The sequence below is a fragment of the Embleya sp. NPDC001921 genome (assembly GCF_053594475.1).
Genome location: NZ_JBSFEO010000010.1, coordinates 103,759 through 126,435, shown reverse-complemented (window position 1 = coordinate 126,435; position 22,677 = coordinate 103,759). Strand labels below are relative to the sequence as shown.

General features: G+C 70.1%; 19 protein-coding genes. 8 read left to right on the top strand and 11 right to left on the bottom strand.

Annotated features, from left to right (window positions below):
* Positions 1-13: 13 nt before the first annotated feature.
* The 3 genes from ACWCPW_RS14670 to ACWCPW_RS14660 form a co-directional block, all read right to left on the bottom strand.
* Positions 14-1,261 (bottom strand): SLC13 family permease, encoded by a 1,248-nt coding sequence (locus ACWCPW_RS14670; RefSeq protein ID WP_449761997.1) that lies wholly within the window; start codon positions 1,259-1,261, stop codon positions 14-16.
* A gap of 460 nt (positions 1,262-1,721) precedes the next feature.
* A complete protein-coding gene (locus ACWCPW_RS14665; RefSeq protein WP_449761883.1) occupies positions 1,722-1,994 on the bottom strand; it encodes a hypothetical protein in 273 nt (90 codons plus the stop codon).
* Between the two features lie 239 nt (positions 1,995-2,233).
* Positions 2,234-2,902, bottom strand: coding sequence for a recombinase family protein (locus ACWCPW_RS14660; protein ID WP_449761882.1), 669 nt, complete (start codon positions 2,900-2,902; stop codon positions 2,234-2,236).
* A 351-nt stretch (positions 2,903-3,253) separates the two neighbouring features.
* Here ACWCPW_RS14660 and ACWCPW_RS14655 point away from each other — a divergent pair, with 351 nt between their 5' ends.
* Positions 3,254-4,213, top strand: a complete 960-nt coding sequence (locus tag ACWCPW_RS14655) for an NAD(P)H-quinone oxidoreductase (RefSeq protein ID WP_449761881.1) — start codon at positions 3,254-3,256, stop codon at positions 4,211-4,213.
* 104 nt (positions 4,214-4,317) lie between these two features.
* Here ACWCPW_RS14655 and ACWCPW_RS14650 read toward each other — a convergent pair whose 3' ends face one another.
* Positions 4,318-5,382, bottom strand: coding sequence for a DUF3533 domain-containing protein (locus tag ACWCPW_RS14650; RefSeq protein ID WP_449761880.1), 1,065 nt, complete (start codon positions 5,380-5,382; stop codon positions 4,318-4,320).
* A gap of 231 nt (positions 5,383-5,613) precedes the next feature.
* Here ACWCPW_RS14650 and ACWCPW_RS14645 point away from each other — a divergent pair, with 231 nt between their 5' ends.
* The 3 genes from ACWCPW_RS14645 (at position 5,614) to ACWCPW_RS14635 (ending at position 9,314) form a co-directional block, all read left to right on the top strand.
* Entirely contained in the window at positions 5,614-6,588 is a 975-nt protein-coding gene (locus tag ACWCPW_RS14645) for an alpha/beta hydrolase (protein WP_449761879.1), read from the top strand.
* Positions 6,589-6,788: 200 nt separating this feature from the next.
* Positions 6,789-7,706, top strand: a complete 918-nt coding sequence (locus ACWCPW_RS14640; RefSeq protein WP_449761878.1) for an acetoacetate decarboxylase family protein — start codon at positions 6,789-6,791, stop codon at positions 7,704-7,706.
* A gap of 15 nt (positions 7,707-7,721) precedes the next feature.
* Positions 7,722-9,314: a succinic semialdehyde dehydrogenase gene (locus tag ACWCPW_RS14635; protein ID WP_449761877.1), complete on the top strand. Its 1,593-nt coding sequence runs from the start codon at positions 7,722-7,724 to the stop codon at positions 9,312-9,314.
* Positions 9,315-9,791: 477 nt separating this feature from the next.
* Here the strand turns inward: ACWCPW_RS14635 and ACWCPW_RS14630 are convergent, their stop codons facing one another.
* A complete protein-coding gene (locus ACWCPW_RS14630; protein WP_449761876.1) occupies positions 9,792-10,490 on the bottom strand; it encodes a type 1 glutamine amidotransferase domain-containing protein in 699 nt (232 codons plus the stop codon).
* A gap of 132 nt (positions 10,491-10,622) precedes the next feature.
* Entirely contained in the window at positions 10,623-11,888 is a 1,266-nt protein-coding gene (locus ACWCPW_RS14625) for an oxidoreductase (RefSeq protein ID WP_449761875.1), read from the bottom strand.
* Between the two features lie 105 nt (positions 11,889-11,993).
* Between ACWCPW_RS14625 and ACWCPW_RS14620 the strand changes: the two genes are divergently transcribed.
* Positions 11,994-12,611 carry a TetR/AcrR family transcriptional regulator gene (locus tag ACWCPW_RS14620; protein ID WP_449761874.1) on the top strand — a complete coding sequence of 206 codons (618 nt, stop codon included), beginning with the start codon at positions 11,994-11,996 and terminating at the stop codon, positions 12,609-12,611.
* Between the two features lie 251 nt (positions 12,612-12,862).
* Here ACWCPW_RS14620 and ACWCPW_RS14615 read toward each other — a convergent pair whose 3' ends face one another.
* A complete protein-coding gene (locus ACWCPW_RS14615) occupies positions 12,863-16,063 on the bottom strand; it encodes a Tn3 family transposase (protein WP_449761873.1) in 3,201 nt (1,066 codons plus the stop codon).
* 562 nt (positions 16,064-16,625) lie between these two features.
* Here ACWCPW_RS14615 and ACWCPW_RS14610 point away from each other — a divergent pair.
* Positions 16,626-17,402, top strand: a complete 777-nt coding sequence (locus ACWCPW_RS14610) for a hypothetical protein (RefSeq protein WP_449761872.1) — start codon at positions 16,626-16,628, stop codon at positions 17,400-17,402.
* Between the two features lie 75 nt (positions 17,403-17,477).
* Entirely contained in the window at positions 17,478-18,929 is a 1,452-nt protein-coding gene (locus tag ACWCPW_RS14605; protein WP_449761871.1) for a hypothetical protein, read from the top strand.
* A gap of 245 nt (positions 18,930-19,174) precedes the next feature.
* Here the strand turns inward: ACWCPW_RS14605 and ACWCPW_RS14600 are convergent, their stop codons facing one another.
* Both ACWCPW_RS14600 and ACWCPW_RS14595 read right to left on the bottom strand, forming a co-directional pair.
* On the bottom strand, positions 19,175-19,801 hold the full coding sequence (locus ACWCPW_RS14600) for an alpha-ketoglutarate-dependent dioxygenase AlkB (RefSeq protein ID WP_449761870.1): 627 nt from the start codon (positions 19,799-19,801) through the stop codon (positions 19,175-19,177).
* 242 nt (positions 19,802-20,043) lie between these two features.
* Entirely contained in the window at positions 20,044-20,517 is a 474-nt protein-coding gene (locus ACWCPW_RS14595) for a PPC domain-containing DNA-binding protein (protein ID WP_449761869.1), read from the bottom strand.
* A gap of 183 nt (positions 20,518-20,700) precedes the next feature.
* Here ACWCPW_RS14595 and ACWCPW_RS14590 point away from each other — a divergent pair, with 183 nt between their 5' ends.
* Positions 20,701-20,892, top strand: coding sequence for a hypothetical protein (locus ACWCPW_RS14590; RefSeq protein ID WP_449761868.1), 192 nt, complete (start codon positions 20,701-20,703; stop codon positions 20,890-20,892).
* Between the two features lie 88 nt (positions 20,893-20,980).
* Here the strand turns inward: ACWCPW_RS14590 and ACWCPW_RS14585 are convergent, their stop codons facing one another.
* Together ACWCPW_RS14585 and ACWCPW_RS14580 are read right to left on the bottom strand one after the other, a co-directional pair.
* Positions 20,981-21,661: a hypothetical protein gene (locus ACWCPW_RS14585; RefSeq protein ID WP_449761867.1), complete on the bottom strand. Its 681-nt coding sequence runs from the start codon at positions 21,659-21,661 to the stop codon at positions 20,981-20,983.
* Positions 21,662-21,765: 104 nt separating this feature from the next.
* On the bottom strand, positions 21,766-22,335 hold the full coding sequence (locus ACWCPW_RS14580) for a GNAT family N-acetyltransferase (protein ID WP_449761866.1): 570 nt from the start codon (positions 22,333-22,335) through the stop codon (positions 21,766-21,768).
* Positions 22,336-22,677: the final 342 nt, after the last annotated feature.

Here is a 22,677-nt window from a genome sequence, read left to right as displayed (position 1 = left end):
GCATTGCGAGGCGTCAGGAGGCACCGGCTCCCGGCACGAGCCGCAGCACCAACCACAGCGCCGTGGTCGACCCCAGCAGGCTCAGCGGGACGCTCACCAACCCCAAGCGGGTGAAGTCCGCCAGCCGCACATCCGTGCCGTGCTCACGCAGTACGCGGCGCCACAACAGCGTGGCCAGCGAACCCACGTAGGTGAGGTTCGGGCCCAGGTTGACGCCGATCAGAACCGCCAGAATCGGCCCCGGGCCACCGGTGGTCGCGGTCAGGGGCAACAGGGCGAGCACCGCGGGAAGATTGTTGATCAGGTTGGCGAGCGTCGCGGCCACGATCGCGATCACCAACAGGGCAAGCCACGAGGACCCGGCCGGAAGCAGGTGACCCAGCAGACTCCCCAGGCCGTTCTCGACCACGGCGGTCACCACGACACCCAGCGCCAGTACGAACAGGCAGAACAGCGGGTCCGTCGCCACCAACAACTCGCGGACACTCGCGTGCCGGCGATACAGCGCGCGCGTGCCCAGGACGACCACACCCGCCAGCGCGGCCCATACCGGCTCCGCCCCGGCGAGCGAGGTCAGCGCGAAGCCGGCCAGGGTGCCACCGAGTACGACCAGGACGAACACCGGCACCTCGGCCCGCGGTGCCTCCCCCGAGGCTTCGGGCGGCACCGCGAGATCGACCCGGAAGAACCACCGGAACACCGCGTACTCGACCACGATCGCCACCAGCCACGGCAGCGCCATCAGCAGTGCGAAGCGCCCGAAGGACAGGCCGCTGACGGTGAACGCGAGCAGGTTGGTCAGATTCGACACCGGCAGCAACAGCGAGGCCGAGTTGGCCAGATGCGCACACGCGTACGCGTGCGGACGGGCCCGGGCACCGACCCGCGCCGCCGTGGCGAACACCACCGGCGTCAGCAGCACCACGGTCGCGTCCAGGCTCAACACCGCCGTCACCACCGCCGCGACCGCGAACACGCCTGGCAGCAGCCGGCCCGGCCTGGGCCGGCACCACCGCGCGACCGCGTCCCCGACCGCGACGAACAGGCCTTCGTCGGCGCACAACTTGGCCAACACCAGCACCACGGCCAGGAAGACCACCACCGGCGACAGCGTGCGCACCTGCTCCCGGGCCGCGTCGAAGGACACCGCCCCGGCGGCCACCACCAGGACCGCCGCCGGCACCGCGGCCACCGCCTCCGGCCACCCCCGCGGCCGGGCCACGGCGAAGACCAGCACCAGGATCAGCACGACGACGGACAGAATCTGGGCTGCGAGGGGGTTCAGATCGGGCTCCCCGAGGAGAGACGAACGACGATGTAGCGGGTCCTCCGAAACGATCACGTACCGCTGCCGTCGCGGCCAGTAAGAACGCGCCATGCGGGACAGCGCCACCCGGGGATCTGTGCACGGTGCGGACGCGGGTCCCGCCGATGCCGCCGGTTCCCGGCGCGAGTGCACGGCGAACCGACGCAGGACATGTCGTTCCCGATCGCATTGTGACGAACACGCGCCCTTGGCACGGCGATTGCGGCAGCGACGTGTGCTCTCCCGGGAACCCAACATCCACGTGCGAAGTCGCCCACGACAAAGACAGCATGCGGCGGCGGCCATCACGCTCATCGACCGCCATCCGCATGGAGCCGCCGCAAGGCGGTGGCCGCGTCCGGGAAACGGCCCCTGACGCGGTGCTCGCGGAGAACGCCTACCGCATGAACGTCGCTCAAGCCGCCGCGGCGCGGCAAACGTCGGCAAGTTCGAACAGAGTGCCCTGGAAGTCGGCGAGCAGGTGGTTGAAGACCACCCACGCCTCGGGTTTGTAGCCGAGCCGCTGGGCGACTTCGGCGAGAGCCGGGCGCGGGCCGGGCGGCGCCCAGAGGTAGCGGTCGAGAGATCCGAGGACGTACAGCCCGTGCCGGGCGGGATGGGCGAGCCGCGGTATCTCGGTGGGTTCGATTTCGCGGGCGAGGAGTGGGGAAGCCGCTTGGGATCGCAAATATCAGAGCGGGATCCATGACTCCCTGTCTGCCGGCGGGGGTCATCGGATTGGTCTCGAAGAGAGACGAACGACGTTGCGACGTGACCGCGGGGCAGTTCGACCACGATCACGTACCGATGTCGTCGCGGCCAGTAGGAACGCGCCTTCCTGGGGTCAGGCCAAGGTGAGCCCAAAAGGGGCACTGGGCTGATCTTGGTGAGTCAGCGGGGTCGGTTCGGTGAAGGCATCCTCCGGGATTACCGCGTTCCTTGGTCGACCTGGGCCGGGATGCGGCTGGTGCGTAGTTCCTGTAGGTCGGGGATGTGGTTGTAGAGGGTGCCGGGGCTGACGCCGAGCAGCTTGGCGATCGAGGTGATCGAGTGCTCGGGGTTGGGCAGCATGTCGCGTGCCGCTCGGAGGATGTCGGCGTTGACCACGGTGGGCCGGCCGCCGACTTTGCCTCGGGCGCGGGCGGCTGCCAGGCCCTCGCGGGTTCCGGAGACGATGAGCTCACGGATGAACTCGGCCAGGGCGGCGAAGACGTGGAACACCAGCCGCCCGCCGGGCGTGGTGGTGTCCAGGCGTTCGTGCAGCGAGGTGAACCCGATCTCGCGTTTGCGCAGTTCGCCGACCATGGTGATCAGGTCTTGCAGGGAGCGGCCGTAGCGGTCGAGTGCGGGCACCACCAGGGTGTCGCCGGGGGCGAGGAAGGAGTGGCACGCCTTGAGTTCGGGCCGGGCGTCGTTCTTCCCGGACTTCTTGTCGGCGAAGATCCTGCGGCAGCCGGCCGCGTTGAGGGCGTCGAGTTGGCGGTCGAGCTTCTGTCCGCCGGTGGACACGCGGGCGTAGCCGATGCGGATCTCGGTGCGGACGGCGGGTTCGGCGGCCAGGAGTTCGGACGGGGCGTCTTCAGGTGGCGTGCTCACGCCCGGATCCTGTCAGAAAACGGTGGTCGGGAGTTGTTGAACGCCCCAGGTTTTTGAAGGTGTTTTTGAAGGCCCAGGGGGCCGTCCGGCACCCTGCCTGGCGATCTTCAATAAACGTTGGTTTCTTGAAATCTTCCTGCGGGGGCCACCAATGTTGACGGTGCATACTTCGGACTGTAGTGTATGCACTGCATACATTTGGCTTGCGGCGATCCTCTAGGGGGCGTGGATCGCCGGCGACCGCGGTGACGGCCCCGCGGTCCCGTCGGTCGGCACGCACCCCTGACACGGGCATGAGGTGCCCACTCGGACGCAAACGAGCCTTTCGGTCGGCCGTGTGATGGGAGTGCCATGAAGGCTGTAGCGATCAAGGAACCGGGCGGCCCGGAGGTCTTGGAGTGGATCGACGTCGACGATCCGCTGCCCGCGGCAGGTGAGGTCGTCGTCGACGTGAGCGCCAGTGCCCTGAACCGGGCGGACGTCATGCAGCGGTGGGGGCTGTACCCGCTTGCGCCGGGTACGTCCCCGTACCCGGGGCTGGAGGTCTCCGGCCGGATCGGCGCCGTCGGTGAGGGCGTGACCGGCTGGCGGGTGGGCGACGAGGTGTGCGCGTTGCTGACCGGGGGCGGCTACGCCCAGAAGGTGGCCGTGCCGGCCGGGCAGCTGCTGACGGTGCCCCGCGGGGTCGCTCTGGTCGACGCTGCCGCCCTGCCCGAGGCGGCGGCCACCGTGTGGTCCAACCTCGTCATGACCGCCGGGCTCAAGGAGGGGGAGACCTTGCTCGTCCACGGCGGCGGCGGAGGTATCGGCACGTTCGCGATCCAGATCGCCAAGGCGCTGGGCGCTCGGGTGGTTACCACCGTCGGCGGCCCCGAGAAGGCCGCCCGGGCGCGGGAGTTGGGCGCCGATGTGACGATCGACTACCGCACGGACGACTTCAGCGAGCACGGTCCCTACGACGTGATCCTCGACGTGATCGGCGGCGGCTACCTCGAACGCAACGTGCGTTCCCTGGCCGCGGACGGGCGCCTGGTCGTCATCGGCCTGCAGGACGGCCTGGAAGGCCAACTCAACCTGGCGGAGCTGGTGTTCAAGCGGGTGTCGGTGCACGGCACGACGCTGCGCACCCGTTCCGCGGCCCAGAAGGCGGCCATCGTCGCGGACGTGCAGCGCCACGTCTGGCCGATGATCGAAAGCGGGGCCGTCCGGCTGGTCGTCGACCAGACGCTGCCGATGTCCGAGGCCGCCGAGGCGCACCGGGTGATGGAGTCCGGCCGCCACACCGGCAAGATCGTGCTCGTGAACGGCTGACGCGAGCCGCGTCGGAGGGGCCGGTCCAGGGCCGGTCCAGGGCCGGCACCCGGTCGGGAGCACGCGGCGCACCCGAGGGCCGCGCCGCGCACCGGCCCGCGGTACTACCTGCCGGTCTCGGCGGCAGGCCGGTCGGCCGGGCCGGGTCCGTCGGCCGTCGGGGCCGCCGCACGGCGCTGCCGCAGGACCGCCGCGAGCATCGTGACGATGGTTCCGGCGAGTGCCCAGGCCGCCAGCACGAGCAGGGCCGAGGTCATGGCGTTGCCGTGGAAGTAGGCGATCGAGCGGGCCGCCCAGGTGCCTGCGCCGGGTGGCAGGGCCGGGCCGATCGCCTGCCAGAACGGCGGCAGCATCGGTTGGGGGAACGCGCCGCCCGCGCTCGGGTTGCCCGCGATGACCACGAGCAGGATGGCCAGGCCGATGCCGATGATGCCGAAGAGTCCCTGGAGGGCGAGGGTGGCGGACCCCACCGCGAAGATGATCAGCGTGCCGAGCCACCACAGGGACACCACGCTGCCCGGCAGGGCCCCCAGGATCGGTCCGACGATGACCGCGCCGCCGAGTCCGCCGGCGATAGCGACGAGCGTCATCGTGCCCAGCCGTGTCGCTGCGCGGGTGGGGTTGGCGGGGCGTGCGCCGGCGCTGATTGCCAGGATCGACGCGCACAGGTAGGCCCCGACGCACCAGCCGATGACGAGGTAGAAGGCCGACAGGGCGTTGAAGTCGTGCGAGGAGGCCGGCGCCACGTCGACCGTGCGGACGGTGCGACCCTGCGTCCGGTCCACGGTCGCGGTCAGCGCGTCCAGGGCGAGGGCGAGGGCTTTGCCGCCGCCGGAGGCGACCAGCAGAGTGTCGGTCGTGCCGGCCGGGTTCACCACGAGGGCGCCGTCGATGTCCCGGTTCTTGATCTGCTTCCGGGCGGCTGCTTCGTCGGCCACCGCGCGCGGGTCCAACGGCGAGCCCGGCAGCTTGTCGAGACGCGCCACGGTCTGCTCCGCCGCTGCCCGCGGCGCCACGACTCCGAAGGGCACGTCCTTGAGCCTGGGGTCGTGCAACGCGCCCACGTAGGAGGCGATGAACAGCATCTGGAGGGCGATCACGCCGATCACCAATACCGTGGCGCGTGGGGTGACGGCGTCCTTCACCTCGGCCCACACACTCTGTGTCATGTCCCCACGGTCCGGCGCGATGCTCCGATACGCAGGTCCGGGCGGCCGAATGGGTGCACGCCGCAACGGGGAACGGGACGGTCGGCGGCGTGGTGCCTTCGCGTCGGGTTGCGGTGCGCGGGCCGCGCACCAGGATTGGTCGAGAGGGCCTCGTCCCGCGGGCCGCCGACCGCAGCCGTGCGGGCGGGCCGCACCTTCCAAGGCACGCAGGTGCCCGTGATTGGAGCCGACATGACCCCGCTTCCCCCGCCGATCACGCCCTACCTCGAACCCGCCGCGCGGGAGTTGTGCGAGGCGACCGACCCGCATCCCCGGATCTACGAGGTGCCCCCGGAGAAGGGGCGCGAGATCCTGCTGGGCCTGCAGAGCGACCCGAGCGTGCCCCGCCCGGACGTCGACGAGGAGTGGGTCGACGTGGACGCCGGCGAGTGGGGCACCGTCCGCACCCGCATCATCCGGCCCAAGGGAACCACCGGTGCGCTGCCGGTGGTGTTCTACATCCACGGCGCCGGCTGGGTCTTCGGCGACGACAAGACCCACGACCGCCTCTTCCGCGAACTCGCCGTCGGCGCGGGCGCCGCCGGTGTCTTCCCGGTCTACGACAGGGCGCCGGAGGCGAAGTACCCCACCCAGATCGAGCAGAACTACGCCGTGGGGCAGTGGGTCCTGGAGCACGGCGCGGAACACGGCCTGGACACCTCACGCATCGCCGTCACCGGCGAATCGGTCGGCGGCTGCATGTCGACGGTGTTCGCGCTGACGAACAAGGAGCGCGGCGGCATCGACCTCAAGGCCCAGGTCCTGCTCTACCCCGTGACCGACGCCGACTTCGACACCCCCTCCTACCTGCAGTTCGCGGAGGGCTACTACCTCACCCGCGACGGCATGAAGTGGTTCTGGGACGCCTACACCACCGACCCCGCCCAACGCGCCGAACACCACGCCTCCCCGCTGCGGGCGAGCCTCGACCAGCTCAAGGGCCTCCCGAAAACCCTGGTCATCACCGACGAGGCCGACGTGCTGCGCGACGAGGGCGAGCAGTACGCCAACAGGCTGCGCGAGGCCGGCGTCGACGTCACCTCCGTCCGCGTCGCGGGCATGGTCCACGACTTCCTCCTGCTGGACAGCCTGCGCGACACCCGCGCCGCCAACGTCGCCCGCACACTGGCCGTCGACGCCCTGCGCACGGCGCTCCACGGCAACTGAAACGCCGCCGCACACCCCCTCCGTACCGACCAGGCCGGGCCTCGGCGCCAACGTGGCGCAGGCGGGCCCGGCTTCGTCGTGCCGCGGCGGCACCGTCGGCGCTCCTGCGCCCACCCCTGCGCCCACCCATTGTTGACGGTGCTTACATCCCCGGCTAGCCTGATGATGTATGCACCGCTCACATGTGGAGGAGTAAGCCGATGACATCGCCCCAGCAGGACACCGTCGAGGTCGATCTGGGCGGCCGTGCCGTCACCGTCCCCAAGGGCGGCCTGTACGACCGGTACCGGATGGACACCGATCTCGACGAGGTCGCCCGCGACCCCCGCGTCGGCGGCGTCGACTTCTTCCGGCGTCTGCCGAAGACCCGGGTCGACTCGCCGATCGGCAGCACGCTCACCCCGAACTTCTACTACCGGGTCTCGACAGCCCGGCTGACGATGCTGGCCCGCTCCCGCGCGATCCGCGGGCGCCTGCCCGCCGAGCTCGCGCCGCTGGAGGTCGCGCCGGGCTTCGGGCTGGTCTCGGTCATGTTCTTCCGCTACGACGTGTGCGACATCGACTTCTACACCGAGGCCGCGGTCGGCATCGCCGTCAGGCCGGCCCGGCACGGAAGGCTCGGGCTTGTCGACCTGGCCGCCGCGCTCAAGAACGAGCACCTCGACTCGTACGTGCTGTCGCTTCCGGTGAGCACGCAGATCGCGCAGGTCCGCGGGCACGACGGCTACGGCTTCCCCAAGTGGGTGACCGGGCTGGACGTCGACATCGACGCCGACCGGACGACCGCCCGGGTGGCCAACGACGCGGGCGGGACGGACGTGTCCCTTTCGGTGCCCACCCCCCGCCAGACCGCGCACGCCAGCGGCGAGCGCGTCTCGGCCCTGACCTCCTACACGTCGATCAACGGCGCGTGGCACTCCTCCTTCAGCCAGACCAACGTGCTGTCCGCGGGCACCAAGCGCCGCCCCCGCAACCTCGTCCTCGAGGTCAGAGAGGGCCGCATGGCCGACGACCTGCGCTCGCTCGACCCGGGCAGGACCGTGCGGCTCGACGTCATGACCGAGGGGCAACTCGCCCTGCACATGCCGGTCCCCGTCTCCGTCCCGACCCGCCGCTAGGCACAGGAGCCTCCCATGCCCACCGACCCCGCCCTTCTCGACACCCGCAGCCCCGTCCTGCCCGCATCGCTGACCCCGAACCTGATCGAGCGCCTGACCCGCCGCGTCGCCGCGGCCGCGGACGCGACCCGGGTCACCACCGACGCCCCGTACACCGGTACCCCGCTGGCCGACCTGCCCGTGTCCACGCCGACGGACGTCGAGGACGCGTTCGCCCGCGCCCGCGCCGCGCAGGCCGCCTGGGCTGCCACGCCCCTGCGCGAACGCGCGAGGATCCTGCTGCGCTTCCACGACCTCGTCCTGGCCCGCCAGGACCAGGCCCTGGACCTCATGCAGGCCGAGAACGGCAAGACCCGCCGCGACGCGTTCCTGGAGGTGACCGACATCGCCATCACCTCCCGCTACTACGCCCGCAGCGCCGCCAAGTACCTCAGGCCCAGGCGCCGCCGCGGCGCGATCCCCGTGCTCACCCACACCACCGAACTGCGCCACCCCAAGGGCGTCGTCACCGTCATCTCCCCGTGGAACTACCCGCTCAGCATGGCCGCCGGCGACGCCATCCCGGCGCTGATGGCCGGCAACGCCGTCGTCCAGAAGCCCGACACCCAGACCGCGCTCACCGCACTGTGGGCGCTCGACCTGATGCACGAGGCCGGCCTGCCCGCCGACGTGTGGCAGATGGTCGTCGGCCGCGGCAGCTCCATCGGCGGCGCGCTGATGGACAACGCCGACTACATGATGTTCACCGGGTCCACCGCCAGCGGCCGCCGCATCGCGAGCGACGCCGGGGCACGCCTCATCGGCGCTTCCCTCGAACTCGGCGGCAAGAACGCCATGATCGTCCTCGACGACGCCGACATCGACAAGGCGGCCGACGGCGCCGTCGCCGCGTGCTTCCCCTCGGCCGGCCAGCTCTGCGTCTCCATCGAGCGCCTGTACGTGGCCGAATCCGTCCGCGACCGGTTCGTCGCCGCGTTCGTCGCCCGCACCGGGAAGCTGAAGCTCGGCGCGTCGTACGACTACGGCATCGACGTCGGCAGTCTCACCACCCCGTCCCAACTGGCCACCGTCACCGCACACGTCGACGACGCCGTCGCCAAGGGCGCGACCGTCCTCGCCGGTGGCAGGGCGCGCCCGGACCTCGGGCCGCTGTTCTACGAACCGACGATCCTGGCCGACGTCACCCCCGCCATGACCGTGTACGAGCACGAGACCTTCGGCCCCGTCGTCTCCATCTACTCCTACCGCGACGTCGACGACGCCATCCTGCGCGCCAACGCCACGCCGTACGGCCTCAACGCCAGCGTCTGGTCCCGCAACGGCGCCCGGGGCAGGGCCGTCGCCGCACGCGTCCACGCCGGCACCGTCAACGTCAACGAGGCGTTCGCCGCCGCCTGGGGCAGCATCGACGCCCCCATGGGCGGCATGGGCGACTCCGGACTCGGACGCCGCCACGGCGCCGACGGAATCCTCAAGTACACCGAACCCCAAACCGTCGCCCACCAGCGCATCCAGGGCTTCACCCCACCGGCACGCGTCTCGCCCGAAGCCTGGGCGTCCGCGCTCACCGGCGCCTTGAAGGTCCTGAAAGCAGCACGCGTCCGCTGACCTATCCGCCGCCGCGGTCCCCACGGCATCAACTTGCGTGGACACCGCGGCGGCGATACCCACCCGCCCCCGCAGGCCTGATGATCAGCGTTCCGACAAGCGAACCCAGGGCAGGCACGTCTCTGCCCCGCGCGCGTTCCATCGCACGCCACAACGTCAGCAGGACGCGGCGGAGGTCCGCAAGGCGGCTCCGCCGCACCGAGCGCCTGACGGCGACAGCGTCTCCCGGGGTTTCTTGGTGCTGCCCCTGAAGGGATTCGGATGGTCCGCCAGCCGGAACGGCCGTTGCAGGCCGGGCCGAGCGTCGGTCGGCAGGAGCGCTCTGCGTCTTGGTGCAGTTCGTTCGCGCGGACGTCGCCGCACCCCGTCCGGTAGCGACCGCACGCCGGAGCGGCAATCGGCACCGATCACGGCGCGCCGGGACTGTGTCGCCACACCGAACGGAACGCCGACCGCGGCGCCCTGTGCGCGGGCGGATCAGCCGACGTCGGCGACGAGCCGCGTTGCGAGCTGTTCGGACGAGGCCGGGTTCTGGCCGGTGTAGAGGTTGCGGTCGACGACGACGAAGGGACGCAGCGGCAGGCGGGACTTGGTGTAGCGGGCGCCGCTGTCGCGCAGGCGGTCCTCCAACAGCCATTTGGCCTTGCGGCCGAAGCTGTTGAACTTCTCCTCGACGTTGGACAGGCCGGTCATCCGGTATCCGGTGAACGGCCACGACCCGTCGGCGTTCTGTGCCGCGAATGCCGCGGCGGGCGCGTGGCACAGCAGTGCGAGGGGCTTGCCGGAGGCCAGGACGCGGGTGAGCAGCGCGCCGGAGACCGGGTCGACCGCGAGGTCTTCCATCGGTCCGTGGCCGCCGGGGTAGAACACCACGTCGAAGGCGTCCGCGTCGACGTCGCCGAGCGTCCTGGGGTTGTCCAGCTCGGTCTTGATGGTGTCCAGGTATCGGCGGACCTCGCGCAGTTTGGCGGGCCGGCCGGCGGTCCACGACATGCTGAGCCGGTCCAGCGTCGGCGCCTTCCCTCCCGGGGTGGCGATCGTGGTCCCCCACCCTGCCTCGGTGAAGATCTTGTGCGGCATCGCCAGCTCTTCGCCCCAGAAGCCGGAGGGGTGCACCACTCCGTCCCGCAGCGTCCAGCGGTCCGCTGCGGACACCACGAAAAGGACCTTGGTCATGGCGTTCTCCCTCGCGTTCGGGATGGGCAGGTGCCGCCGTCCGTCCGGACCCGGCTCGGGCGCCCTTGACCATCATCGGTCAACGTGTGGTCGACGGCGATCGGGTCACTACCCGGCGTAATCACGAGTTCGTCACAGGCCGCGAGGCTCCGGCGCCGGGCCGGGCTGGGCGGCGGGTAGCCAGGCGCGGTAGCGGCGCAGCGCCTGCCGCTGCAGGCGTCGTTCGGAGAGCAGGGCTCGCACGGGGTGGGTCCTTGGCCTGGGGTCGCTGCCTCGGGCGAGGCGGCGCATCTGGTGGCGGACCTGCGCCATGCTCGCGGCCGAGGCGAGGGCTTTGTCGGACCAGGTCACCGGTCGCAGTGGCCGGTCCGCTTCGCGGCCGGTACGCCAGCGTTCGGGCAGGTCCGGGGTGACGGCCAGGGCGGTGCCCATGCCGATGAGGGCGACGCCGCCGGCGAGGACCCGGTCTGCGGTGTCGCGTCGGGTGATCCCGCCGGTGAGCATCAGCGGGAGGGGGCTGGTGGTGACCAGGTCGGTGGCCAGGTCGAGGAAGTAGGCCTCGCGGGACCGGGTACGGGCGTCGGCGGGGCGGCCGGTCATCGCGGGGCTCTCGTAGCTGCCGCCGGACAATTCGACCAGGTCGACGTCGAGCGGTTCGAGCATCGCGATGACCCGGCGGGCGTCGTCGACGCCGAAACCGCCGCGCTGGAAGTCCGCGGAGTTGAGCTTCACCGCGACCGCGAACGACGGTGACACCACCGAGCGCACCGCGGCGACGACGTCCAGCAGCATCCGTGCCCGGTTCTCCAGCGGACCACCCCATGCATCGGTGCGCCGGTTGACCAAGGGCGACAGGAACTGCGACAGCAGGTACCCGTGTGCGGCGTGGACCTCGACACCGTCGAACCCCGCTTCCTCGGCTCGCCGGGCAGTGGCGGCGAACCGGGCCACGGTGGCCTCGATCTGCTCGCGGGTCATGGCGGTGGGGCGGCCGAAGCGGCTGCTGTGCCGGCCGAGGTCGACGCCCACATCGGACGGCCCCCACACGACGCCGGGCATGTCGGCCTGGACCTGGCGGCCGGGGTGGTTGATCTGCATCCAGACCGCCCCGCCGCCGGACTTGGCCGCTTCGGCCCATGCGGCGAACGGCTCCAGCGGCGCGGCCTCGTCGAGGACGACGCCGGCGGGGCCGGTGAGCGCCTCGGCGTGGACCATCACGTTGCCGGTGATCAGCAGCCCGGCTCCGCCGGTCGCCCAGCGCCGGTACAACGCGATCAGCCCGGCGCCGGGAACCTGGCCGGGTCCGGCCATGTTCTCCTCCATGGCCGCCTTCGCGATCCGATTGCCCAGCACCTGCCCGGAGCGCAGGGCCAGCGGCGAGAACAACTCGCTGGTCATCCGCGTTCTCCTCTCAATCTTTCGATCTCGGAATCCCCTACAATGTGTGCACTGCTCACATTAGAGCATTGATGTAAGCAGTGCATACACGAAGGAGTGTGACCCATGTCGCAAAACGGCGGCTCGTACCACCACGGCGACCTGCGCACCGCATGCCTGCGCGCCGCGCGAGAACTGCTGGAGGAGAACGGCAGCGCCGCGCTGTCCCTGCGGGCGGTGGCCCGACGGGCCGGCGTATCGACCGGCGCCCCTTATCGCCACTACGCCGACCGCGAGGCTCTGCTGTCCGCGGTGGCCGCCGAGGGCTACCGCGAACTCGCCGAACACCTCGCCGCCGCGCACCCGTCGCCGGCCACCCCCGACGAACTCGCCGACGTCGCCGTCGCCTACGTGCGCTTCGCGCTGGACCGCCCCGCGGTCTTCCGGGTGATGTTCGCCGAACCCTGCGACCCCGCCAACGAGGACCGGGCCAACGCGACCGCCGCCATCAAGGAGTACGTGCGCGGCATCGCCCGCGCCGCCTTCCCCCACGGCGACCCCGACGCGCTCTCGACCATGGTCTGGGCCCTGGTCCACGGCCTGGCGTTCCTGCACCTCGACGGCAAACTCGACGCGTCCACCCCGGACGTCGTCGCCGACCACGTCCGCACCACCGTCCACGCGCTGTTCACCGCCATCCCGGCCGCGCCGCAGACAGCAGCAGCGCCGCAGGCGACTGCCTAAGCGCGCGATTACCGGAAGCGTCCGCCGCCGCCACGCCGACCACTGGGCCGGCCGCCCACCCCGACTTCAGCTCCGGCCCGACCGCCTCGCCCTTGATCGGTACCGAAACCCGCGTCCGAGGCGAAGCGTGTCTTGGCCACACGACGGCCCGCTGCTATTGCGCACCGTGCCCTGCCGGGGCATCCGGGCTAGACGTGCGGGGGGCACGGCTTGGCACAACGCGGCTCCAACGGCGGTGACCCGCTTGTGCGTCACGCCACTGCCGCCTTCCCGTCGTGGCCGAGCGTGCTGAAGTCGACGTCCAGGCGGGCGTCGTAGTCGTCGGGGGTGATGCCGAGTTCGTGGGTGGAGTACTCGCCGAACCGTTTGATGTGCTCGGTCAGGTACGGGGAGATCTGTGCGAGGTCGAGCGGGTCGACGGGGCGGCCCTCGGCCTGCAGTTCGCGGACCGCGTCGGCGATGTCCAGGGTGTTGTGGAAGATCACCAGGTTGGCGAGCAGGGAGGTGAACTTCACGTCCTTCTCCTGCTCGACCGGGTCGTTCGCCGCCACGGTGCCGTGCTGGCCGAAGCGCACCCAGTCGGAGAAGCCATTGAACGCCTCGACCTTGTTGGTCGCCGCCGTCACCCGGGCCCGCAGCGGCGCGTCCGAGAGGTAGCGCAGGAGCTGGACGGTGCGGATGACCTTGCCGACCTCGCGGAAGGCCGTGTAGGTGGCGTTGCGCCGGGAGCCGGACCGCAGACGCCTCAGCAGCAGCGCGGAGGAGACGGCGCCCTCGCGGATCGAGACGATCACGCGCGTCAGGTCCCGGAAGTGGGTCTCGATCAGGCGCCAGTCGACGACGTTGCGCCCCGCCTCGCCGAACAGCGCGTCGATGTGCTCGTAGACCGCGGTGCGCGAGGGGCGGAAGAAGATCAGGTCCTTCCAGTTGCGGATGCGGGGCATCAGGTCGATGCCGAGCAGGTGGGCGACGGCGAAGACCGGGTAGCTCTGGCCCTGGGTGTCCGCGTGGACCGTGGTCGGGCGGACCTCGGAGGTGTTCTTCAGCAGGCCCTCGATGAGGTAGACGGCCTCCCACACACCGCACGGCACGAACCGCGTGAACAGCGCGACGTACAGGTCCGAGACGTGGTGGTAGGCGATGCCGCCGACCGCCCCGTAGCGCACGGACGTCTCGGCGAGCAGATTGTCGAGGTAGGTGTCCATGTGGGTGCCGTCGGCCGCGGCGGTGGTGCCATTGCCCCACGCGCGGGACAGGTCGAGCTGGGCATGCCGGTCGACGACGTCGCCGATCGCCCCGTTCAGCTTCGCCGTGGTCACGTGCCGGCGGGCCGCGACGGACAGTTCGTGGCCGGAGACGCCGGCGATGTGCCGGGCGGCCTCGGCGAAGGTCATGTTGGTGCCCTTGACGAACGTCGTGATCACGTAGCGGCCGAACGGGTCCTTCAGCTTCGGGTCGTTGCCGGAGGCCGGCCCGAACCGGCGCCACCACTCGATCCAGTACGCGGTGCGCGCCACGATCCCCAGCAGGGTGCGCTCGGGCATCCGCTCCTTGACGGCCTGCTCCAGCGCCTGCGCGCTCCTGCGGGGCCCTTCCGCCCGGCGGGCCTTGAGCTTGGGCACCCCGGAATCGGGGTCGATGAACAGCTCGTCGTTGTCCGGGTACCCGCCGTCCGCCGCGGCCGCCGCCGCGCTCAGGCGCCCGCGCAGCTGGGCGACCAGGGCGCGCCCGTCGAACGGCGTGGCATCGCCCGGCGCGGTCAGGCCGACCTCCACCAGGTATTCCGGCAGCTTCGCCTCCACCTGTTCCCAGGGCAGCAGTTGCTCGGACCAGTCGGCGTACTCCTCCGAGCCGACGACCGCGACGTCGCCGGTGCGCAGCTCGTCGGCGAGGTAGTGGAACACCATCGCCTCGAAGTGGCGGCGTACGAAGTGCCCGGGGCGGCGCCGGTCGCGGATGGCCTTGTGCCAGTTCTGGGTGGCGAAGGAGACGTCCACCGTGCGGCCGTCCGCGTCGCGGTCGGGGATGAAGTCGCGCACCATCGCACGGTGGGCCTTGGCGTGCCCGAGGGCGTCCAGCACGGAAGAGTCCTCGCTGGTGGCCTTCAGCTCGACCGCGTCGGTGAAGTCGAACATCACCGACCGGTCGGCCTTGAGGTGCCCGTGCAGCAGCACCTCCCAGTTGTCGCCGTGGTGCGCGGAGACCCGCTCGATCTGCGCGTACTGGGCGTCGAACCCGCCGAGCTCCTCCACCGACGCGGTGAGCGAGGCCAGTCCGTTCGCCTGGACGGCCAGCCCCTCGGCGAGTGCCAGCAGCGCGGGCGAGACGCGGCCGTCCAGCTTCCGCACGGCCTCCTCCGCGCTCGCCTCCGCCTCCAGGCCCTCCACGGCGTCCAACGCCTGCTTCGTCAGCGCGGCCGCCTTCGCCCGCGCCGTCTGCGCGGGCCCGCCGGCGTCGACCTGCTGCAGCAGCGTGCGGTAGTTGGCGACCAACCCCTCCACGATCTCCTGCTGCCGGCGCCGGATCTCCTCCAACTCCTCGCGGGCCTTCTTCCCCTTGGCCGCCATCCGCTTGCAGAACATCGTGGCCAGGTCGTCGCGGGCCCGCATCCGGGCCTTCGCGGCCAGGCAGGCGATCAGTGCCACCCGCCGATCGCTGGTGTAGTCCTTGAGCGTCGCGGCGTCCTGGGCCTGCGCCTCACCGGCGAAGTCCGCGACCTTCCCCGACGCGACCGACTCCAGCCACGCGCCGGTCCCGGCGAGCCCGTCGACCCACTGCAGGTGGCCCCTCAACCGCTTGAAGTTCGACCAGGTCGCCCGCCCGGGGTTGTGCTTGAGCGCGTTGAACAGCGTCTTGCCGTCCAGGCCGACCACGTCGACCAGGCCCAGCAGCCGCGCCCGCTCGTCCTCGGTCATCCGCTCCCGGATCCCGGCCAGGATCTCCTCGTTCACCCGGGCCCGCACCGTGGAGGCCATCGCGTCCAGGGTGGAGAACCTCGGGATCTCCAGCCCGGCCTCCACCAGCTTCTCCAGCGCGACGTTGATCAGGTCCGCCGGGTTGTTCTTCGACGCCGCTTCGATCCGCATCGCCTCCTCGGCCAACGCGCGGGCGGCCGACCCGTCGTAGCGCGTCCCGCACCGCCGGCGCACCATGCTCCGCTGGCCCTTGGCCGTCCGCTCCGAGCCGTACACCGGCAAGGTGTGCGCCGGGAGCTCCACCGCCCGGCGCACGAACTCCACCACCTGCTCCGGCACGTCGTACGCCTTGGGGAAGCAACCCATGCGCTGGTACGACTTCAGCGCCAACAGCAGCGCGAGCTGATGCTCGTCGGAATCCGTGACCTCCTCCGCCCAGAACCGCTCCTCCTCCGACGGCGTGAAGAACACATGCAGCTCACGCGCGGTGATCAGCCGCTTGAACCGCGGATACGCGGTCCGCTCGATCGAAGTCATCCCGCCCCAACCCCCACCGGGCGCACCGTAAGCACCCGCGCGGGATCATCGCGACGTCGCCGCCGGAGGAGGACCGGAACAGCGGAACCCGGGACAGGATCGAACCCTTGGTGATAGGCCCGGGATCCGGCCTCACGCTTCCAAGAAGATCATTCCGCTGCCCCTTTTGGGCTCACCTTGGCTGGACCCCTTCCTGCGCGGTAGCCCATCTCGTTCGGCGCACCGCGCAGCCGCCGCTTCCGCCGACAGCGCAGGATCCGGCTCGCCACCCTCTCATCGATCTCCACGGCCCTTCCCCACTCGCCACTGCGATGACGCCGACTCGAGGGGGTACGTTTCCGCCATGGGCTGCTGGACCGTTTACCTCCTGCGGGACGAAGACGCATCGTGCCTGGTGACATGGGAGAAATACGGCTCCTGGGACGTGTGGGACCCGCACGAACGCGCCCGGCTCATCGACAGAAGCCGACGCAGGGGCATACCCCTCGACGACGACCGAGCCGCCGGATCCGTCGACTCGTCCTGCTGCCGAGGGCTCGCCCTCGACCTGATCGACCACCGCATGCGCTATTACGGCTGTGACCTCGCCCTCCCGAGCGCGGCCTACATCGACAGCCACGTGACTCGACTGGCCGGGACTTCGACATGGGTGGGCTGGGATGTCCGCTACGCGTGGGGTGGGCCTGGGGACTTCCCGGAAGTCATCCCCGGAGCGACCCCTGTTCTGGTCCGGCGCGACGAGAGGCCGAGTTCGCTTCCGATCGCTCCCCTGACGTCCCGCGAGGGCTGGTACGTCGGTTGGAACCCCGCGCAAGAGGTGGTATCGGTCCGCCACTTCGAAAGCATCGCCGACTGGTTGGCGCCGGCTTCGGCGGTCGTCAGCGTGATCCGGCCGGACCATCTGGTGCTCGACTATCAACTCACCACTCGCGACACCGTGGACTGGCTCACGGCTCACGGCGAACGCATCGTCCCCGCGCTGCTGGCCCAACAGCCGTACCCGATGCCCCATGAGGAGACAGTCGATACCGGCGTGGTCATCGACATCCCCGGGCGACGAGTGCGTTACTGGGATCGGTCGCGCGTCTCGCCGTCGCGCGTCGTGACAGCGGCAACCGCCTGGCCGGGGTGGTGCTTCGAACGGCTGCCATTCGGCTTCGCCGGACACCTCGCCGTCACCGCGCGCACGAGTGAGCACGATCTGATGACGACCTACGCCGAACCCACCGAATCGCCGTGGAACGCGGAACTGCTCGAAATACGTGACCAGGGCGCTCGCGCGCTGTCCGACACCTCCGACCTTCTACGCCATTGCCGACTGGCGATCGTCGATGGCTGATGTCCCGTAACGCTGATTGCTGCCGGAGCCCCCGACTCGGCGCGCGGGGCCTGCGACCGGACCGACGCCGGCCTGTTGCCGATCGGGCCGGTACCGCTCGACGCGGCGCTGCACACGCGGCTGCTCGCGGCAGACGTCGACCCGTCGGAACTCAATGCCGCCGTGGTTGCATCGGCGCCGGAAACCGTCGTCCACGTGCTGTGCACCGGACGCCTGACCGACGCAGAGCGAGTGCTGGGCCTATTACGCCTGTTCGACCTGGACGCACGCGCCGCACTCGACCGGATCCAGCGGGACGCGGCTTGGACGGACACCGAGCCGGGCCGGCTCGTAGCGGCATTCCTGTCCGGCGAGCGGGACCGTGACGAGGTCGAGGCATTCGTTCTCGCGACAGCTCGCCCCGACGCATATGCACATCGGCTGCGCGGCATCGACACGACGAACGACCCGCGGCTGAACGCCCCGCACACATTCGCGTGGGCGCCAATCATCGCCGAACATCACCAATCGCCCCTACACGCAGGTGTATTGGCGCATCTGGCGGCCAGGCACGGCTGGGACACGGCCACTCGCCGGGCCCTGTTCGGGGTCGCGCCCGACGGGGCGCCGCGGATGGGCGCAGGCTGCTTCGATTCCCGGCCGAACCCGGTGCTCGACATGCTCGCCGCCACAGACGATGTCGACGACCTGATCGCTTCGACCGCACCAGTGTTCGACATGCTGGTCATCGGCGGCACGTTCGACCGTCACCTACACCGGGACTTCACCCGAGTCGAGGAAGGTTTGGACCGAGTCGTCCGCCGACCTCTGGGGGACGACGTCGAAGCGTGGGTGCGATTGGGATCGCTCGCACCCACATTTCCGGGCAGCCTTGAGCAGCTCGTCGCCGCGGCACTCACCCCTGGCCGCGTGGCCCGGTACCCGCCGCTGGACAGGCCGCCGCCCAAGAGCTGGTTCGGCTTGCCTCCCACGTCACCGGCAGGCCGGACACTGCGCGTTCTGCTCCGTGGGTCATCCGCCCGCCTGGTAGCCGAGGTCGCCGCACGGCTCCCCGCCGACGCGGCGGCCGAGCTGTACCGGTCACCTGCGGTCGCAGACCCCTGGGCGGCACTGTCCCTCGCCGATCCCGGCTTGGACGTCGTGCTGTTCCGGTCCACCGTGTCCCCCGTTCTGCGGGCCGAGTTGTTGGCGCGCGGGGCGCCGTCACTTCTCGAACATCTGATCCACGACGCCCGCCCCGTCCCCGCCACGACGGCGAGGAGCCGGCGGCCCCCGGAACGTACCGGCTGCTGCGCGGTTGCCTGGCCGCGTTCGCACTCGACCGGCCGTACCAGGCCACAGACTTGGTACGCGCGGCACTCGAAGCCACCCACCCGGACGAACGCACGCGGCCCATCGACGTACCCGCCCTGGACGCACTCGCCTCGGTCTACCTCGACGCCGCTGCCCGGCAGCAGTTGGACGCCGCATGGAACGAACTCATCGGTCGGCATCTTGCGGGGAACCCGGGCGCATGGCGCCTCGTGACGGCGCTGTGCCGCGACTTCGCGGGGTCGCTCACCGAACTGCTGACCGTATCCGCCGCCGCGGCCCCCTGACTCGAACGCCGCCGCAGCCAGGGTTCGCACCGCGTTGGGCATCTTCGGACTGCCGGACCCTCTCGAGGGGTATCGGGCGACCTACGAGACCCTGCTGAAGGACCGTGCGAACAAGGGGCGGTGGCCCCCCCGAAGGCACTGTGGGACGGTTTTCGCCGACGCTGGGGTGTGCCGTCAAGCACGGCTGAGAACCGTGCGAAACGTCACCGATACGCGTCGGCCGCGAGGGACTCTGCCCCCGGCTCGCGGGTCGCTCTTGCGGGCGGCGATGCCGTGCCGCCAGTCGTACCGGGACGGGCCTGTCATCACGCACAAGCTGCCGGGTGCGAGATAGGCCTCGACTTTCCCACCGTCCGCCGGGTGGAAGAAGTCCATGACGCAGCCGGAGCCGAGCGAGATCGCGGCGACGACCGGACCGAAGCAGGGCACACAGTCGATGTGCGCACTGATGCCCTGACCTGGTCGGTACTCGTTGATGATCGCCTGGTCCGCCTCCTGGGGCATGAAACCCTCCCGGACCAGGCGGGCAACCTGGTGGAGCGCCCACGGTGGTAGAGGCGGCGCGGCGGCCTCCGTCGGCACATCGGTTGTCACACCGCGCCGACCGTAGTCGTATCGGTGGCCGTAGTGTTGGACCCGTCGCCTGAGTTCCGTCGACCACTGCGCGGCGTCGATCAGCGCGAGCAGTTCCCGGCACGCGTCGGGGTCGAGCCAATCGGCGACGTAGCGCAGGCCCGGAACCGGGACGGCGCGGGCTGCGGTCTCCGTATCGAAGGACAGCTGTCCAGGACCCTCGGTCATCCCCGAAGAGTAGCCGGCGTCACCGTCAGGCATCGAGTTGATGCCGAGGTCCGCACGAGGCGACGCACACAGCCCACCCGGCGGACCTGGTGATGTCGGCGCCCGTCGTCGAGGTGACTCCGGGGCTGGAGATCGGAACCCGGCCCCGGACTACGGACTCGCGCTGTCACGGACTCTCCGCAGCGCCGACGTCAGCACTGCGAGCGAGCTGTCGACGAGCCCGTCACAGGCGGGGCAACGTCCTACGCCGACGCGAGAGGTGGGCCGAATTGCAGGGTCGGGACACGGTGGGCGCCGAGTTTTGGGCGCGTCATGGCGGGTTCCAGAACTTCGACGAGCAGCAGTTCGTGGATGAACTGGACGGTTCCGGCAAGGAGGTGACTCGTCTTGCCGTCGGCCGCCTGGCCCTTGAGGCCCACTGCGACATGAATGTGGGGCGCGAGAGCGTTCGCTTCCTCGTCCCAGGCGATCGTTCCGCAGCCGAACGCTTCGACGGTCTCGTATTCGGCGGCCGACCACACGGGGGCATCCGGATTCTCGATGCGCTCGCAGGTACCGACCAGCCGGACGCGACGGAAACCCCCGAGGAACATGGGCAGGTAACCGGCGCGGATGCCGTGCTCGGCACAGAAGGTGACGAGTTGCGGGAGGAAATCCTCTCCCTCGTCAAACGCGATGCCGAACGTGCGGCCGATGTTGACTTGCGTAAAGCGCATGGGTTCGAGAGCTCCTCGAGTAAGAGCGAACTGAAACCGGGACTGACTGAGTCACAGAGTGCACGCCGTATCGCGGGGCGCCGGCGAACCGCGCGAGCTTTCGTGTTGCCCGACCCACCTGGTTCATCGACTGTCGTCGGTGCTTGATTCACTCCCACCACAGACGTGAAACCGGGGGGCATCATGGGCATTCTCACCGACTGGCCGGGCGCCGCAGACAGCACTGCCATCGTGCGAGCGATGGACGCGGAACACAGGCGGATCCTGTCCGAACTCCGCCTGCTTGACGGGGAGATCGAACCAGCCATCAACGGGTGGATTCCGGCCGAGCGTGCGGGTGAAGTGTCTGTGGTTGCCCAGGGAGCCCACAGGTGAGACCCCCTGGGCAACCCGGCGGGCCGGGCCAGTACGGTTGCAAGACCTTCTCCGAGGGACCAGGCGGCATGACCGGTGCTCGTCGGAATCAAGCGGCGGCGAGTCGAGGCGATCGGTAGGCGATCCCCTCACGATCCAGTGCGTTCAACGCATCCCGAAATGGCATCGTCGGCTCTTCACGCGGATGGTTGACGGCCCTCACCAGCCAGCCGTTCGCAAGCGATTCGGAAGCGTAAGCAGGTAGTGACGCGATTCGATCACGAAGCTGGTCGGTGAGCCTCTCACCGGAGACATAGGTCCACGGTCCGAACTCTTCCGGCAGGTGGGAGTCGGGCAGAAGTCGTCCTGACGGATATATCTGCCCCTCGCCGTCGAGGTACCACGCCGTCACATGCGCCAGAATCGGACTGACGCCCTCGACCAGCCGTGAAATCAGGGTGACCGCCATCTCCCATTCCGGTCCGAGCTCGTCCCCTGGCTCGTCCAAGTGAACCGTCATAAAGATCTCGCCCACGCCTTTCGTACTATCGCCAAGACTTACCCTGATCCATGAGTTGGCTGCCGGGTGGGCAGGATGCCGGAGGAGTACCGACACGGCCTCCCCCTCCCCGCCCAGGAAGCGCGTACTGCGGGCGCCGTACGGTCGGAGATCGTCGTCGCCGAATCGGCCCAGCGCGGCGACGGCTCTGCGCAGCAAAGCACTCTCGGTCTCACCGGACGCGTCCATCCTCAGCACCAGATTGCCGCCCGCTGCGTACGAATCACCCATGGCGATAATCCATTCCCGTTCACGTCAATGCCTGTCTTCGCGCCCGACTCCTTGGCGTTCTCGATCAACGGTTGGCCGGAACCAACCGGCGGCGCTGGTTGCGTTCAGGTCGGGCGGTCCAGCCGGTACAGGTAGTGCAGCGGTGGGTCGATCGGGTTGTCCGGTTCCATCGGGCCTTCGCCGACTCGGAGGAAGCCGACTCGTTCGAGCACCCGCCAGGAGGCCGCGTTGCCGGCCGCCACCGCGACCACGATGGACGGTGCCTGAGGGCATGCCACCCACGTGTCGGTCACGAGGGCCCGAATCATCGCGGTTCCGAGTCCACGACCCACGAGGTCCGGGTCGCCGATCAGGTAGTCGATGGTGACAGCCTCGGCTGGGACCGGGATGAGTTCCTCGAACTCCTCCAGGTAGTCGGGGTAGTCGGCCAGGCGCGATCGCTGCACCAGGCCCACCGGAGTCCCGTCTCGGAGCGCGAGCAGGTCCTCGGACGGTTCCAGACCGTCGGCGGCGTCACCGAAGTCCCGGGCCACGGCATCGGGACTCGTCTCGTGGTTCCACCAGCGGGCCACGTGCGGTTCCGACAGCCACGAGGCCAACAAAGAAAAGTCCGCGCGCGCGACACGGCGAAAGCGAAAGCGCGGGTGATCGTGATCGACATCGGTTCCGTGCATGCCCGTCACCCTCCATGAGGATCCGGCCGCGTACATCGTCACGTGCGTCGAGGCAACGCGTCGAAGGCGGCGTACGGGATCGTACCTGGGCGCTTCCCATCTTCGTGTTCCCGACCACTCGCCTGTGAACGGGGTCCTTGCGTGCCAAGCGCGGGAAACCTCGGCAAGACAGGCCCGCGCCGTTCGAGGCATCCGACCTGTTCGCGCTCGCTCCGCAGGAAAGTGAGGGTAAGGCCAAGCCCGGTGGCTCGGGGTTCCCACGGCGCCCGACCGGGGCGAGGTACCGGCATACCCATGCCTCGCCCCGATCACGCGTCGGATCGGTCGCCGGCGCGGATGGAA